This window comes from Pseudoalteromonas sp. SWYJZ19 (genome assembly GCF_015864375.1).
Lineage (GTDB): Bacteria > Pseudomonadota > Gammaproteobacteria > Enterobacterales > Alteromonadaceae > Pseudoalteromonas > Pseudoalteromonas arctica.
In genome coordinates, this window is the sequence record NZ_JADYXI010000040.1 from 1 (window position 1) to 14,069 (window position 14,069).

General features: G+C 63.0%; 16 protein-coding genes. All 16 read left to right on the forward strand.

Annotated elements, in window-relative coordinates; translation table 11 throughout:
* Window positions 1–30 precede the first annotated feature (30 nt).
* Window positions 31–432, forward strand: a complete 402-nt coding sequence (locus I6F45_RS20765; RefSeq protein ID WP_197161960.1) for a DUF1441 family protein — start codon at window positions 31–33, stop codon at window positions 430–432.
* Window positions 433–2,586 (forward strand): phage terminase large subunit family protein, encoded by a 2,154-nt coding sequence (locus tag I6F45_RS20770; RefSeq protein ID WP_114488093.1) that lies wholly within the window; start codon window positions 433–435, stop codon window positions 2,584–2,586.
* 83 nt (window positions 2,587–2,669) lie between these two features.
* Window positions 2,670–3,041, forward strand: a complete 372-nt coding sequence (locus tag I6F45_RS20775; protein WP_197161963.1) for a hypothetical protein — start codon at window positions 2,670–2,672, stop codon at window positions 3,039–3,041.
* Between the two features lie 1,117 nt (window positions 3,042–4,158).
* The gene (locus tag I6F45_RS20780) at window positions 4,159–4,368 is read left to right on the forward strand and encodes a phage head-tail joining protein (RefSeq protein ID WP_181870798.1); all 210 of its coding nucleotides are present in this window, start codon (window positions 4,159–4,161) and stop codon (window positions 4,366–4,368) included.
* Complete coding sequence (locus I6F45_RS20785) at window positions 4,368–6,149, forward strand: phage portal protein (protein WP_181870799.1); 1,782 nt, start codon at window positions 4,368–4,370, stop codon at window positions 6,147–6,149. Before I6F45_RS20780 ends, I6F45_RS20785 begins: the two co-directional genes overlap by 1 nt.
* Window positions 6,136–6,723 (forward strand): collagen-like protein, encoded by a 588-nt coding sequence (locus I6F45_RS20790; RefSeq protein ID WP_114488096.1) that lies wholly within the window; start codon window positions 6,136–6,138, stop codon window positions 6,721–6,723. Before I6F45_RS20785 ends, I6F45_RS20790 begins: the two co-directional genes overlap by 14 nt.
* On the forward strand, window positions 6,723–8,180 hold the full coding sequence (locus I6F45_RS21555; protein ID WP_181870800.1) for a hypothetical protein: 1,458 nt from the start codon (window positions 6,723–6,725) through the stop codon (window positions 8,178–8,180). Before I6F45_RS20790 ends, I6F45_RS21555 begins: the two co-directional genes overlap by 1 nt.
* Window positions 8,177–8,605 carry a hypothetical protein gene (locus tag I6F45_RS20800; RefSeq protein ID WP_114488097.1) on the forward strand — a complete coding sequence of 143 codons (429 nt, stop codon included), beginning with the start codon at window positions 8,177–8,179 and terminating at the stop codon, window positions 8,603–8,605. The genes I6F45_RS21555 and I6F45_RS20800 overlap by 4 nt, the downstream gene beginning before the upstream one ends.
* The gene (locus I6F45_RS20805) at window positions 8,602–8,943 is read left to right on the forward strand and encodes a hypothetical protein (protein WP_114488098.1); all 342 of its coding nucleotides are present in this window, start codon (window positions 8,602–8,604) and stop codon (window positions 8,941–8,943) included. Before I6F45_RS20800 ends, I6F45_RS20805 begins: the two co-directional genes overlap by 4 nt.
* 53 nt (window positions 8,944–8,996) lie before the next feature.
* Window positions 8,997–9,398: a hypothetical protein gene (locus I6F45_RS20810; protein WP_114488099.1), complete on the forward strand. Its 402-nt coding sequence runs from the start codon at window positions 8,997–8,999 to the stop codon at window positions 9,396–9,398.
* Between the two features lies 1 nt (window position 9,399).
* Complete coding sequence (locus I6F45_RS20815) at window positions 9,400–9,699, forward strand: hypothetical protein (RefSeq protein ID WP_114488100.1); 300 nt, start codon at window positions 9,400–9,402, stop codon at window positions 9,697–9,699.
* A gap of 80 nt (window positions 9,700–9,779) precedes the next feature.
* Window positions 9,780–10,841 (forward strand): head maturation protease, ClpP-related, encoded by a 1,062-nt coding sequence (locus tag I6F45_RS20820; RefSeq protein WP_114488101.1) that lies wholly within the window; start codon window positions 9,780–9,782, stop codon window positions 10,839–10,841.
* Between the two features lie 2 nt (window positions 10,842–10,843).
* Window positions 10,844–11,497 carry a head decoration protein gene (locus tag I6F45_RS20825; protein ID WP_114488102.1) on the forward strand — a complete coding sequence of 218 codons (654 nt, stop codon included), beginning with the start codon at window positions 10,844–10,846 and terminating at the stop codon, window positions 11,495–11,497.
* Window positions 11,498–11,531: 34 nt separating this feature from the next.
* Window positions 11,532–12,542, forward strand: coding sequence for a major capsid protein (locus I6F45_RS20830; RefSeq protein WP_114488103.1), 1,011 nt, complete (start codon window positions 11,532–11,534; stop codon window positions 12,540–12,542).
* A gap of 384 nt (window positions 12,543–12,926) precedes the next feature.
* A complete protein-coding gene (locus tag I6F45_RS20840; protein WP_114488105.1) occupies window positions 12,927–13,586 on the forward strand; it encodes a phage tail protein in 660 nt (219 codons plus the stop codon).
* Window positions 13,583–14,069 (forward strand): hypothetical protein (locus tag I6F45_RS20845; protein WP_197161970.1); only part of this gene is annotated, 487 nt, incomplete at its 3' end. The genes I6F45_RS20840 and I6F45_RS20845, both read left to right, overlap by 4 nt.

Sequence of the window (14,069 nt, forward strand, 5' to 3'; positions counted from 1 at the left end):
ATTCTGTGACGCCTTTGCGGCACCTTTGGCATGAGCGAATACGTCGAAGGCATCGAGATCGACGTGCCCCGGCTGGGCGGCAAACGCGAGAACGCTGGCCGCAAGCCCAAGGTGTTCGAGGACCAGGTGCGCAAGGAACTGGAGGACGCGGGCGAGGTTGAGTACGCCGTCTCCCGGGCGCGCAAGGAGGCATGGACGGCCAAGACTGTCGAGCTGGACTACCGCATCAAGGAGGGCGAGTACGTGAAGCGCGAGGCTGTGCGCGAAGCCTGCGCCACCGCGTTCGCATCCATCGCCCAGACCCTGCGCTCAATCCCCGACCTGCTGGAGCGGCGCGAGGGCGTGGCACCGGAGACCTGCGAAACGGTGAGCAAGACGATTGACGACGCACTGAACACCTTGGCTGAAGAGTTCGAATTGTTCGGAGGCTGAGTGGCAGACGATTTCACCAAAGCGGTACAGGACGTTTTCTCCCCTCACGCAGCGTTCCGACCACCCAAGCGGGTTTCCGTCAGCCAAGGCGCGGCCGCCTCGCTGATCGTCAAGCAGACCGGCGGCACCACCGCCCCATGGTCGGCCACCGAAACACCCTACATGTGCGAGCCAATCGACACGCTGGCGAGCCGCCGGCACGAGGCCGTCGCCTTCGTCGGTCCAGCACGGTGCGGGAAAACCGAGGGGTTGATCACCGGCTGGATGGCGCACGCCGTGGTCAACGACCCTGGCGACATGGCTATCATCCACATGTCCCAAGAGAAGGCGCGCGAGTTCTCCAAGACCACCGTGGACCGCGCACTGCGCCACAGCCCGGACTTGGCTGCGCTCGTCTCGCGCAACGCCAACGCCGACAACACGTTCGACAAGAGCTTTCGCCACGGCATGTGGCTCAAGATCGGCTGGCCCACCGTCAGCAACCTGTCCGGCTCCACCTATCGCTACGTGGCCTTCACCGACTACGACCGTATGCCGGACGACGTGGGCGGCGAGGGCGCGCCGTTCCCGCTGGGGCTCAAGCGCACGCAGACCTTCCTGTCGCGCGGCATGTGCCTGGTTGAGTCCAGCCCCGGGCGCGACATCGAAGACCCGAACTGGAAACCGTCTACCCCGCACGAGGCCCCGCCGGTGCGCGGAGTGGTTGGCATCTACAACACCAGCGACCGGCGCCGGTGGTACTGGAAGTGCCACGACTGCCGCGAGTGGTTTGAAGCCGCGCCCGGTGTTGGTCTGTTCAACCTACCCCCGGACGACGAGTTGCTGGAGACGGTGCGCAGCGCCAACCTGGACAAGCTCGCCGAGCACTACGCCAAGATCGTGTGTCCCCACTGTGGGTCGCTGCACGGCGCCGACCAGAAGAAGGCTCTGAACGCCAACGGCCGGTGGCTGCGGGACGGCATGACACTGACCGTTGACGACGAACTGGTGGGCGAGGGCATGACATCTTCCATCGCCGGGTTCTGGCTGGGCGGCGTGGCGGCGGCGTTCCAACCGTGGCGCTCTATCCTAGTGCGCCACCTGCAGGGCCTGCGCCACTATGCCCTCAGCGGATCGGAAGAGGCCCTGAAGAACGCGATCAACGTGGACCAGGGCATGCCGTACATCTCGCGGCACCTGAAGGAGTCCCAATCAGGACGTGCCCGACCGCAGGACCGCGCTGAAAACGACCTGATCCGCTACCAGGTACCCGAGCAGACACGCATGCTCTCGGCCTCCGTGGACGTGCAGGGCGGGGTGAACGCGCGCTTCGTGGTGCAACTCCACGCCGTCGGCGTGCACATGGAGCAGTGGTTGGTGGATCGTTTCGAGATAAAACACTCGAAAAGGCCCGGAATGGGAAGCGAGTTTGCCCCTATCGACCCCGCCAGCTTTCCTGAAGATTGGGATGTGCTGACGGACAAGCTGCTCGACGCCACGTGGAAGACACCGGACCCCAACCGAGAGATCAAAATCCGCATGCTCACGGTGGACACCGGGGGCGAGGACGGCGTGACCCATAACGCCTACGCCTGGTATCGGCGCGTGCGCAAGGCCGGACATGCGCACCGCGTCACGCTCTACAAGGGTGCGTCCGAGCCCAAGGCACCGATCATCCGGGAGACCCTAGTGAGTGGCCGCAAAGGGACCAAGGGCGACATCCCTCTGCTGATCTGCAACCCGAACCTGCTGTCGGACATGGTGGCGGCGGGCCTGCGTCGGACCATGCCGGGGCCGGGTTTCTACCACTTCCCTCAGCCGAAACACCCCACACAGAACCCCGACGGCTGGCTGCCACAGGCGTTTTTTGACGAGCTGGAGGCCGAGGTGCGCGGCAAGAACGGCACCTGGCAGAAGGTCCGCAAGCGCAACGAGAGCTTTGACCTTTGCCGGATGATGATGGCGGGTATGCTGCGCATGCAGCTCGACAAGATCAAGGACTGGAACGTCGTGCAGCCATGGCTGGCGCCGCTCGACCGCAACAGCGAGATCGTGGCGCGCGAAGATCGCCGAGCAGCGCAGGAAAACAGCGTTATCGCCTTACCACCTGCAGAAGAAGTGCGCGTACTCCGGCCTGTGCGCAGGCCACGGCGAAGTGCGGTGGCGCAGTATTGAAATCGCTTGACGACTTCTTGCGCGTTTGCTAAATTACACACATCGCAACAACGTCAGTCCGACGATCTTTTTGAAAGGCAAATATGCAACCGTCCGAGCCCCGTTCTTTGTCCCTCAAGGCAGCCGCTTTTGCTGCTCTTGGTGCAGCATCTGAAAAGGTGACCCAGAGCATGGAGGCGTACCGCGTCAAGGCCAGTGGCCCAAACACGGCCTGCCAACTGCTGCAGCACCTCGGCGTAGCCAACGTGGGCCTGCCAGGTTACGGCAAGATGCGCTCGGCCAGCCACACCAAACGCGGCCCAGGTCGTCGTTTCACCATTGGCGACGGCACACGCACGTCCCAGCAGCGTCAGGCAGGCGCCTACGGACGCGGCTTGATGAACTGGGTTGCGAGCACTCAAGCTGCGCGCTCAGCAAATCGCAAAAATGCCAAAATGGCACGGGCCTGCGCTTAAAAACCCTTGACCTTTATTTCGCAAACGCGATAATACGAACCAGGCCAGCGCAACCAGTGGCCGGAGTTTAAAAGTCGAAAGGCTCTCAAACCAACTGGAAGATTTCGGTGACGAAGAGGCTGGGTTACACCCAGTAACGGTCCTCCGGTCGGACCCTAAGCCGGCGCGCTCTCAAACGCGAAAGGGGAAGGGGCTGATCCACCTACGGATTCTTGGAGCCTGCGCGAGCAGGGCCTTCAAGCGAGAGACTGATAAGAAGGTGCCACTGCCATTCTCACGCAAGGCAGCGTAGCACCGTAAATCGGCCTCTCACTTGAAGGTCGCACAGTGAAAAAGTGAGAACAAAGGCACTCTCGCACCACGTGGTGCTGTAGTAAAAGCTCCCTTAACAACGGGGTGATGTCCGCGCCATCCAACACTCCCTGCGACCCGAACTTGGAGCCTGCGCGAGCAGGGCCTTCAAGTGTGACACCTGGCCGGAAAGGGCCACCCGCAAGGGACAACCTCCGGTAGTACCCCGGAGTTGATGTTCAGGCGTCACACTTGAAGGTGGCCCAGCGGCCGAGGGTTAGCGCCTCGCCAAACTGACTTTCATGCGAAAACCTTGTGATCGTGGTGCGTAAACACTGCTTCATGTGAGCTGGGTCATTCTTCAACATCTCTCCCGCGCAGCGCGCCGTTTCGACGGCGGCAAAGGGATGATCGCCGGAAGCATGCGAGTACGCGATCCTGTCACGGCAGTAGCAGCACCGAACGTACTGGTGCGGTAGGCCCCGTGAGGTAATTACGTGACATCCCGGAGAGACGGGAACTAGCAAGCCTGCAGTTTGGCCTCTGGGCGATCCTGGGGGAGCGCACCAGACTGCAGACTCGATGGTGCTAAATGCCCGCGAGGTGGTTCTCGCAGTGTGGCGCCCAGTGGCCGGGGTTCAGCGCGGGTCTGACCAACCAAACACGGCCACCATCGACTTGTCTCAGCAGCAGACGCCGCCATCAGCGTCTCCTTTTAAAAGACTTTCCGTAAAAAGAAAGTCTTTCTTTTTTCCGAAATCGTGCCGCAGGCCGTTTTCGCGCCACCTCGCCGATGATGCCGATCATTTCGCATATCGGATCAACCATGGCCGTCACCCAGGCAGACATCGACAATCTAAACGCGGCCATTGCGGCTGGCGTTCGATCCGTCACCCTCGGCGGGCAGACGGTCATTTACGGAACGCCGGAGTCGCTGATCCAGGCCCGGGACGACATGAAGAAGGAACTGGCCGCACAAAGCCCGCAGCGCCCCCGCCAGTCCTATGCGTTCTACGCAGGTCGAGGGTACGACTGATGGCTCGGTACAGCGCAAACGGCAAGTTGATCGGCCGACCACCCAAGAACCCCCAGCCTGAGCAGACTCCGGTCGCCCAGGCCGCACGCACGTTCACCAACCGCTACGACGCCGCAGGGCAGGGCCGCCGCCTCGCTGGCTGGACACCACCCTCCAGCGGCCCCAACACGGCCATGGCTGGCCTGCAGACGATCCGCAACCGCTCGCACGACGCGGTGCGCAACGACTGGAGCGCCAAGAGCGTCACCCAGAAGTGGGCCACCAACCTCGTCGGCATCGCCATCACGCCGCGCTTCAAGCGCATCACCAGCAAGACACGCAAGCAGGAACTGACGGACCTGTGGAACGACTTCGTGAAGAAGGCAGACGCCGACTGCGTGCTCGACGGCTACGGCCAGCAGACCCTGGCCGTGAAGTCGTGGCTGGCCGCCGGTGAGGTGTTCGCCCGCCGTCGTGCCCGGTTCCTTGACGAAGACGGCCTCGCGGTGCCCATGCAGGTGCAACTGCTGGAGGCCGACATGGTGCCGCTCATGGACGCGGACCAGTGGAAGGGCCTGCCTGTCGGCCACGTCATCCGCTCCGGCATCGAGTTGAACAAGCGCGGCAAGCGCGTGGCGTACTGGGTTTACAAACAGCACCCGGGCGACAAGGGGTTCATGGGCGTGATGGACCCCGACGCGCTGGTGCGCGTGGCGGCATCAGACATGATCCACATGTTCGAGCCCGACCGTCCCGGTGCCCTGCGCGGCGTGCCCACCATGGCCTCGGTGCTGGTCAAGCAGCGCAACGCCGTGGACTACGAGGACGCGACGCTGGAGCGCCAGAAGCTGGCGAACCTGTTCGTCGCCACGATCTCGCGCACGCTGCCCCCACTGGACCCGAACGACCCGAACAACGGCGCGCTAACAGGCACGCCGTACGAGACCGACGGTGTGAGCCCCGAGCCGCTGGTCCCGCTGCGGCCCGGCCTAGTGCAAGAGCTGGAGGACGGCCAGAAGATGGAGTGGTCCAACCCTCCCGAGGCCGGCACCAACTACAGCGACTACATGCGCACGACCCATCTGGGCACGGCGGCGGGCGCTGGCCTGCCGTACGAGCTGATGGCGGGCGACATCCGCGAGGTCAGCGACCGCACGCTGCGCGTCGTGATCAACGACTTCCGCCGCTTTGCCGAGCAGCGCCAGTGGCAGATCGTGATCCCGATGTTCTGCCAGCGCGTGATCGAGTGGTTCGCTGACGCAGCGCTGCTGGCCGGGGAGATCACACTGGCCGAGTACGACGACGTGATTCGCGTAGAGCACGCACCCCACGGCTGGGCCTACATCCACCCCGTGCAGGACGTGCAGGGCAAGGCAGCGGAAGTCACGAACGGTTTCCGCAGCCGCTCCAGTGTCATCGGCGAGCGCGGTGACGACGCCGACACGGTGGACGAAGAGCGCAAGGTCGACATGGACCGCGAGAAGGAGATGGGTCTGTGGGTGGACCCAATGGGTGTCCCTGCTGCACCGGGCGAGGATGACCCGGAAGAGGACGGCATTGACGACGACGAATACAGCGCGCCGCCCAACCCCACGCAGGCCCAGCAGCGGGAGATGCACCTGGCGCTGCTCAAGCGCACCGAGGCTGAGACCGACGCGCTGCGCGCACGCGCGGCTGCCGCCAAGGCGCCGCCACCTGCGCCAGTGCCACCTCCGGTAGACCCAACGGCCGAGCAGACCCTGGCGCTACAGAACCGAATTCTCGACCTGCTCGGCGAGGGGGCCGAAGGTGGACAGCAATGATCGCGGCATCCTCACCCTGCTCGCCAAGGCAGTCCGTGACCTGCGCGCTCAGGTCAGCAATCTCGCCCGGCAGCCCGGCCCTCCCGGCAAAGACGGTGTACCCGGCAAGAATGGGCTGGACGGCAAGGACGGTATTGGCCTGCGTGGCGACCCTGGCCCTCGCGGCAGGGACGGTCCCCCAGGAAAGCCTGGCCGAGATGGGGCTCCCGGTAAAGACGGCGAGCGCGGGCCGATGGGCCCTATGCCCAAGCACGAATGGCAAGGCACCAAACTCCGGTTCCAACAAACTGAAGGTCGGTGGGGCAAGTGGGTTGACCTGCAAGGCAAGCCCGGCAAGGCTGGAACCGGCGGTGGCGTGTACGTCAACGCATCCACAGGTGGTGGCTCCGTCAACCCCGGCGACTTCCCCCTTGCCGACACCATCGTGCCCGACGACGAGATGGTCATCGTTCGGGGCGGGGTTCTGATGCGCGTGCGCGTGGTTCTACAGGCAGGTGAAGTGCCGACCAACGCGGTCACAGTCAACGGCGAAGCCGTCACGGTCAACGGTCAATATGTGGTGGTAACAAGCTGATGGAACACGAACTCATACCCGCTGGGGAAATTCACGCACCCCACAATTGGGTCGTCGCGGACGAGGCCGAGCGCCTGGCGCTGGCGCCGACCGAAACGGACGTGCGCAAGTATCTCTACCAGGAGAGCGACAAGACCGAGTGGGTACTGACCGGGCTCGCCCCGGTTGAATGGGCGCAGCACATCGGCCCCACTGGGCCAGCAGGTCCGACAGGCGCAACAGGCGCAACAGGCGCAACAGGCGCAACAGGCGCAACAGGCGCAACAGGCGCAACAGGCGCAACAGGCGCAACAGGCGCAACAGGCGCAACAGGCGCAACAGGCGCAACAGGCAATGATGGAGCGACCGGCCCAACTGGCAGTACCGGCGCCACCGGGCCAACTGGGGCGACGGGGAATGATGGCGCTGACGGCGCTACAGGGCCAACGGGTGCAACTGGTGCCACTGGCGGCACAGGCCCCACGGGAGCAACCGGGGCCACGGGTGGTGCTGGTGATGTGGCTGCGCTGATTCACGCCGCCACCAGCAAAGCAACCCCGGTCGATGCCGATGAACTGGGCATTGTTGACAGCGCTGCGTCCAACGTCCTCAAAAAGCTGACGTTTGCGAATCTCGCGGCGTGGGTGCGTGGGATCGCGCTCACAGGGTTGAGCACTGCGACGAACGCGGTGATCACTGCTGCAGACACGGTGCTGGTTGCTCTGGGCAAGCTGCAAGCGCAGGTCAACGAGCTGGACACCAAAAAGTTAGATAATACCGGTGGTGATATTGCAGGCAATGTAAATTTCTCGGGAACTGGTAGGCGTATTACTGCGGATTTCAGTAACGCGACCGTTGCGAGCCGAGCGATGTTTCAGACGAGTACGACTAACGGCGCTACGGTATTGGGGGCGATGCCAAGTGGGGCCGGTGGTTATTCAGAGTATTCACTTTACAACGGACCCGACCCGACAAACGCAGCTAAATTTGATTTTTCCATAAGCGGCAGTACCGCGCGGCTGCGCTCTACAGCCATAGGAACGGGCGCATCGCTCCCGATAAATATTGAAACTCCAGGCGGGACTACGCTTCATTTGGGGACGAATGGTGATGTGCTCGCGCTGCGTGGCGCGCTGGGTTACGGCACGGGAGCAGGAGGTACAGTTACTCAAGCAACCAGCAAAACCACCGGCGTGACACTTAACAAACCTAACGGGCAGATAACTATGAACAGTTCTGCATTATCGGCAGGCGCGGCTGTGGTCTTTAGCGTGAGTAATTCATACGCCTTATCCACAAGTTTAATTGATGTTTGCGGGGGATACAACTCCGGTGCCCCTGATCCATCTAATTATAGGATTGAACTTAATTGGTCTGGAAACGGGGTTTTTAGTGTAAGAGTGACAAATATATCCACCGGCACACTTTCAGAGGAGCTTGTAATCAATTTCCAATTAAGGACAGGTTCTACATCATGATTATCAAACAACCAATCCGCTACGAAAACGACCCCGCGACCCTCGAAGCAACATGGGTTGATGCAAGCGGCGCGGTCATCAAGTGCCACGCCTACAGCAACGGCCAAATGGACATGCTACGCGCAGACCTTGGCGCTGACGCCCCGCAGTACGAGGCACTACTCGCCCAGGTCGAGGCCGAATATGTGCCGCCTGAACCACCAACGCTTGCAGAGCGTCAGGCTGAAATCGTCGCGCGCATCCAAGCGCTGGAAGACCAGCACCTAATGCCGCGCATCACCCGCGAAACGATCATCGCGCTGGCTGAAGAACGCGCGGTTGCCATGGGGCTGACCATTGAGTATCTGCGTGCCAAGAACAAGGGCTACGCGGGTCTGAAAACCCTGGACGAACAGAGCGCAGCACTCAGGAGCCAACTGCCATGAGCCACCTCCTATTTTTCCCCGTCTACGCCTTCCTCCTGCTCTACGCACTGTGGGTGTTTTTCCTCGCGGTCATGTCGCTCAAGCGCGCCAAGGACGCCGGCACGCTGACCTTTTGGAACAAAATGTTCGGATACCCAGTGCTGTTCGTCGGGCTGCTATTGGACTTTCTGGCAAACACCTTGGTGCTCACGGTACTTCTGGGTGAACTGCCGCGCGAGGGAACTGTCACCGCCCGACTGAAGCGCCACAACGAGACAAGCACCGGCTGGCGCAAGGCTGTCGCCGTTTGGGCGGAACAGCACCTCGACCAGTTCGACCCGAGCGGCGATCACATCTGATCCGAAACCAGCCCGCAGTCCACCAGCACATTTTCCGACGACAATCGCCACCCATGCGACATCTAGACCCCACTGCGGCCTTCACCGTGCTGCTGGCCTCCATCTTTGGGGCTCAACTCAGTGCGGTGATTGGCCCCTACGCCGTCATCATCCTTGCAGCTACCACGGGGGCTGGCTGGGGCCTTGGGCGCTGCCCGCCGATGACCCGCGCGCAGGGCCTCTGGTACTTTTTGAAACTCAATTGCACCGCTTTGTTGGTTACAGTACCGATTGCATCCGGTGTTCAGCATATGCTCGGCTGGCAAGAGGCCAACTGGCTCCTGGTCCCCGTCGGCCTCCTGGTTGGCGGTGTCGGCAATAGCTGGCCCAAGGTCGGCGAGTGGTTCGTGACCTGGCTGGGTCGCCTGCTGGAGAAGCGCACCGGCACCGAGCAACCACCGAAAAAGGACGACTGAGATGAATTCCCACCTCTGGGCCCTGCTGAACACGGTCGTCTGCGGGGCGATCATGGTTGTCTGCATCTGCCGCTTGTCGGTCATGCACGTAGGCATTCGCAAGCTCGTCCGTCTCAAATACACCCTGCTGCTGTCCGGCGCCTGCGCATACGGATTTCAGCCGTTCATCTTCGGCACATGGCCCACGCCCGCAGGTATGTTTTTCGTGGTCACGGTGTTTGTCGGGCTGCTCACCAGCTCGCACCGCTGGCGCCGCGCCGCCCCCATCGAGACCGAAACACGTCCTGCCGAACTGGCCTGAGAGCGTCGTCCGAAATTGTGCCGCAGAGGTGAATAACGCAGGGATCAACACAATGCGCAGCATTCAGCAAAGGACTGCGCATGCGCCCCTGTTTCAAATTCACAGCCAAGGCGGGTAAAAAGCCCGCGGTCTTGGCGCTAGACGAGGAAATCGGCTTCTGGGGCACCCAGGCCAAAGATTTCCGTGCCCAACTGGATGCTGTCGAAGGCAACGAACTGGTGGTCGAGATCAACTCGATTGGCGGTGACGTGATGGCCGGCCTGGGCATCTACAACATGCTGCGCTCCTGGGCCAAGGACGGCAAGACCGTCACCACCCGCGTGACCGGCATCGCAGCCAGCATCGCCTCGATCATCGCCCTCGCAGGCGACAAGCGCGAGATGCCCAAGAACACGTTCGCCATGGTGCACCAGGCTTCGACCATCGCAGCCGGCACCTCGGAAGACATGCGCGACGCGGCCAACTGGCTGGACAAGGTGGACGGCTCTCTGCGCAACATCTACATGGACCGCATGGGTGCTGACGAAGCCAAGGCCGCCGAAATCATGGCGAAGGACACGTACCTGACCGCTGACGAATGCCTGGACCTGGGCTTCGCCACTGCGCTTCTGGACGACATCCGCGCCACGGCCAAGTTCGACCTGGCCCGCGCCGACCTGCCCGCCAACGTGGCTGCGATCTTCAAGGCGGAAGCCGACCCAGTGGTTGACCCCGTTGTTGACCCTGTGATCGACTCTGTGATCGACCCTGTGATCGACCCCGCGGTGCCAGACACCCCCGTCGCCAAGCAGATCGAAGCCCTGGCAATCACCGCTGGCCTGCAGGCCTACGCCGCTACGTTCGCAGTGGCCTGCACCTCGCTGGACGAAGCCAAGACCCGCATCACTGCGGCCAAGGAAATTGTGGCGCTCTGCGCCGTTGCCAAGCGCCCGGACGATGCCGCCAAGGCCATCCGCGCCAACCAGTCCGTAGAGGACGTGCGCGCCGCGCTGATCAAGGCAATGGCCGAGGCCGATGAGCACACCAACAACGCGCCTCCGGCGCGTGGGTCCCAAACCGCCGGCCAGTCCGGGGTGTTGTCGGCGAAAGCCGTCTACGAAAAGCGTGCGGCACGCAAGCAAAACTCTCGCAAAGGAAACTGACCATGGCAACCTCTCTTCTCTCCACGCCGCGCGTCAAAGCGGTGATCATTTCGGAAGCGTCCAACCAGCGCAGCCGTGAAAACATCGTCGTGACCCAATCGGGCACCGCGCTGGCCTCCGGCACCCTGCTGACCCGCTCGGGCGACGCAGGCGAGGGCACCTTCGCCATGGACGCCGGCGCAACTGGCAACCCCACGGCGGGCACTATCACTGTCGGCGCTGCGGCCATCCCCGGCGTCTACGTGATCGAGTTCACCGCAGCCACCAAGTTCACGGTGGAAGACCCTGAAGGCAAGACCGTCGGCACCGGCACGCTGGGTGCCGCCTTCAGCAAGGGTGGCGTCGGCGTCACGCTGACAGCAGGCGCAACCCCCGCAGTGGCTGGCGACACCGCGACCATCACCGTGGCTGCAGGCTCCGGCAAGTACATCGCCTACACCGCCAACGGCGCCGCAGGCCCCGCTGACGCGGTGCTCTACAACTGGCTGCCCGCCAAGACCGGCGACTCCGACGCAGTGGGCTTCGTGCGCGACGCCGAGCTGAACCGCTTCGAACTCACGGGTCTCGACGCGGCAGGCCAGACCGACCTGGCGAAGAAAGGTCTGATCGTGCGCGGCACGGCTGGCCTGCCAACCGTTTCCACCCCGGCTCTCTGAGCCTTTCATCTCTCGACTCAGGAGCACAAGAAACATGGCAACCCTCGACATTTTCCAGGACGATGCGTTCAGCGTTACGTCTCTGTCCAGCACCATCACGGACATTCCCGACGTGCCCACCAAACTGGGCGACAAGGGTCTGTTCCAAGAGGAAGGCATCTCGACCACTTCGTTCATGATCGAACGCCAAGGGTCGAGCATCAAGCTGCTGCCCACCGCCCCCCGCGGCGGTGTGCGTGAGCCTGTCGCCCTCGGCCCTCGCAAGCTGATCCCTCTGCACGCTCTGCACATCCCCGCCTCATGGTCGGTGCTCGCAGACGAAGTGCAAGGCATCCGCGCCTACGGCAGCGAGACCGAAGTCGAGCAGGCAGCCACACTGGTGCAGCGCAAGCTCGCCAACGTGCGTGCCAGCATGGACCTGACCCACGAGAACATGCGCGTCGGCGCACTCAAGGGTCTGGTGACCGACGCCGACGGCTCCACGCTGCTCGACGTGTACGACGCCTTCGGCATGACCCAGCAGACCCAGTTCTGGAACATCGCTGTGGCCGCCAACGGCGACCCCAAGGCTTCGATCATCACCCTCAAGTCGATGATCCGCGCCAAGATGGGTGGTCGCTCCTTCGGTCGCATCCGCGTGATCTGCTCGCTGGGCTTCTTCACCCCCCTGGTGCAGAACACCAAGATGATCAAGGCGTGGGAACTGTGGAACCAAGGCGCCTACCTGCGCACCGACCAGGTGAACGGTGGCGACTTCGAGTTCGCAGGCGTGATCTTCGAGGTCTACGACGGCGGCACCTCGGCCGGCGACTTCATCGCTGACGGTATCGCCTACGCCTACCCCGAAGGTGTCCCCGGCATGTTCCAGTCCAAGTTCGCACCTGCGGACTACATGGAGACGGTGAACACGCAGGGCCTGCCGTTCTACGCCAAGCAGGAAGCGATGCCTTTCAACAAGGGCATCATCGGCGAGGCGCAGTCCAACCCGATCCACTTCAACTCGTTGCCCGAGGCAGTCATCAAGCTGTCTGTGGCCGCGAGCTAAATGGCAAGCGTCTTCGGGCGCATGACGGAGAGCGTCCTTTCCCTGCTGGGCGAGGACGCTCTTTTACGTGGTGCGGTCCCCTGCAAAGTGAACATCGAGCACGACGTGCAGCTCGTCGGTATGGACGCCGAGCGCGCACAGAGCCGGGGCGACCTGGTGACCAACAGCGACGTGATCACCCTCGCTAAACGGCACAACCCCAAAGGCGGGGACTCTCTGAANCAGCGACGTGATCACCCTCGCTAAACGGCACAACCCCAAAGGCGGGGACTCTCTGAAATTCACGGGAACCGGGCCCCACGCGGGCCGCTCGTTCCGCCTCGAAACCATGATCGAGGACAACGGCTACTCCCGCCGCTACATCGTCATTGAGACGACGGTGCCATGACCAAAGCCCGCGACTACACGCTCAAGATCGACGCCTCCCAGGTAGTGAAACTGGGAGAACGACTCGCGCAGGCCAGCGGCGAAGAGATTGGCCGCGCGTCCGTCACCGCTTTGAACGAGGTGGTGGACCGCACATACGATCTGGCGCGCGACCGGATGATCGCCGGTATCAACCTGTCCGACGATTATCTGCGGCGTCGAATGACGCTCCAGCGCGCCACACCCGGCAAGCCGGTGGCGTCGATCACGGCCAGCGGTGCGCGCAACGCAACCACCGTGCTCGGGCGCTACGACGCCAAGCCGGTGATCGTAGCGAACAACAAAGGGCGGCCCGGAAAGGGCAACAAGGCCCTTGGCATCCCGTCGGGCCAGAAGCAGGTCGGTGTCACCGTTGAGGTGACCCGTGGGCAAACGAGTGACGGGTTTGTACCGCGCGGTTTCCTACTCCCGCTGAACCGAGGCACCGAGTCCGGTGGCAACGGCTTCGGCGTTTTCGCGCGTTCGCGCGACGGCAAGTTGCGCCACCGCTACGGCCCGTCCGTGTATCAACTGTTCGCCTACCAGGTCGAGCGCATCGTGAACGATGTGACCGACGACCTGGAAGACACCCTCGCCGCACAGGTTGACCTGGCGCTGCAGAAAGCCATCGAACCATGACCGCCACCCCCGCCATCTTCAAGAAGTCCTCCGACATCGCCGAGTATCTGACCACGGTACTGCAGGGCGTCACCAAGGCCAACGGCTACAAGACCGACCTCGGCACCACGGTGTACCGGGGCCGCCTGAAGCACGATGAGGACCGTGTGCCCTACGCCGTGCTTATCGAGGGTGAGGACCGCCCGCAGGAGAACGACGGCGGCCGACTGGACATCACCCTGGAGCAAGACTTCGTACTCGGCGCCTACGTGCACTGCAACGTGGACAACCCGAACGATGCCGCGCACGACGCGATCAAGGACATCAAGAAGGCGGTGTTCTCCAGCGACCTGGCCCGACGACCGATTGCCGGTGCGCGCGGGGCCAACGGCCGCGTAGCGAAGTTGAGCTACCGGGGGAAGGACATCGGCCCCCGCGCCGATGGCAAGAACATTGTGTTCGCCGTCGTGCACATCACGGTGGTGTTCGCCGAGAACCTGCTGG

Coding starts and splice junctions, on each gene's coding strand:
- I6F45_RS20765 (WP_197161960.1), top strand. CDS start 31: ATGAGCGAATACGTCGAAGGCATCGAGATCGACGTGCCCCGGCTGGGC.
- I6F45_RS20775 (WP_197161963.1), top strand. CDS start 2,670: ATGCAACCGTCCGAGCCCCGTTCTTTGTCCCTCAAGGCAGCCGCTTTT.
- I6F45_RS20780 (WP_181870798.1), top strand. CDS start 4,159: ATGGCCGTCACCCAGGCAGACATCGACAATCTAAACGCGGCCATTGCG.
- I6F45_RS20785 (WP_181870799.1), top strand. CDS start 4,368: ATGGCTCGGTACAGCGCAAACGGCAAGTTGATCGGCCGACCACCCAAG.
- I6F45_RS21555 (WP_181870800.1), top strand. CDS start 6,723: ATGGAACACGAACTCATACCCGCTGGGGAAATTCACGCACCCCACAAT.
- I6F45_RS20800 (WP_114488097.1), top strand. CDS start 8,177: ATGATTATCAAACAACCAATCCGCTACGAAAACGACCCCGCGACCCTC.
- I6F45_RS20805 (WP_114488098.1), top strand. CDS start 8,602: ATGAGCCACCTCCTATTTTTCCCCGTCTACGCCTTCCTCCTGCTCTAC.
- I6F45_RS20810 (WP_114488099.1), top strand. CDS start 8,997: ATGCGACATCTAGACCCCACTGCGGCCTTCACCGTGCTGCTGGCCTCC.
- I6F45_RS20815 (WP_114488100.1), top strand. CDS start 9,400: ATGAATTCCCACCTCTGGGCCCTGCTGAACACGGTCGTCTGCGGGGCG.
- I6F45_RS20820 (WP_114488101.1), top strand. CDS start 9,780: ATGCGCCCCTGTTTCAAATTCACAGCCAAGGCGGGTAAAAAGCCCGCG.
- I6F45_RS20825 (WP_114488102.1), top strand. CDS start 10,844: ATGGCAACCTCTCTTCTCTCCACGCCGCGCGTCAAAGCGGTGATCATT.
- I6F45_RS20830 (WP_114488103.1), top strand. CDS start 11,532: ATGGCAACCCTCGACATTTTCCAGGACGATGCGTTCAGCGTTACGTCT.
- I6F45_RS20840 (WP_114488105.1), top strand. CDS start 12,927: ATGACCAAAGCCCGCGACTACACGCTCAAGATCGACGCCTCCCAGGTA.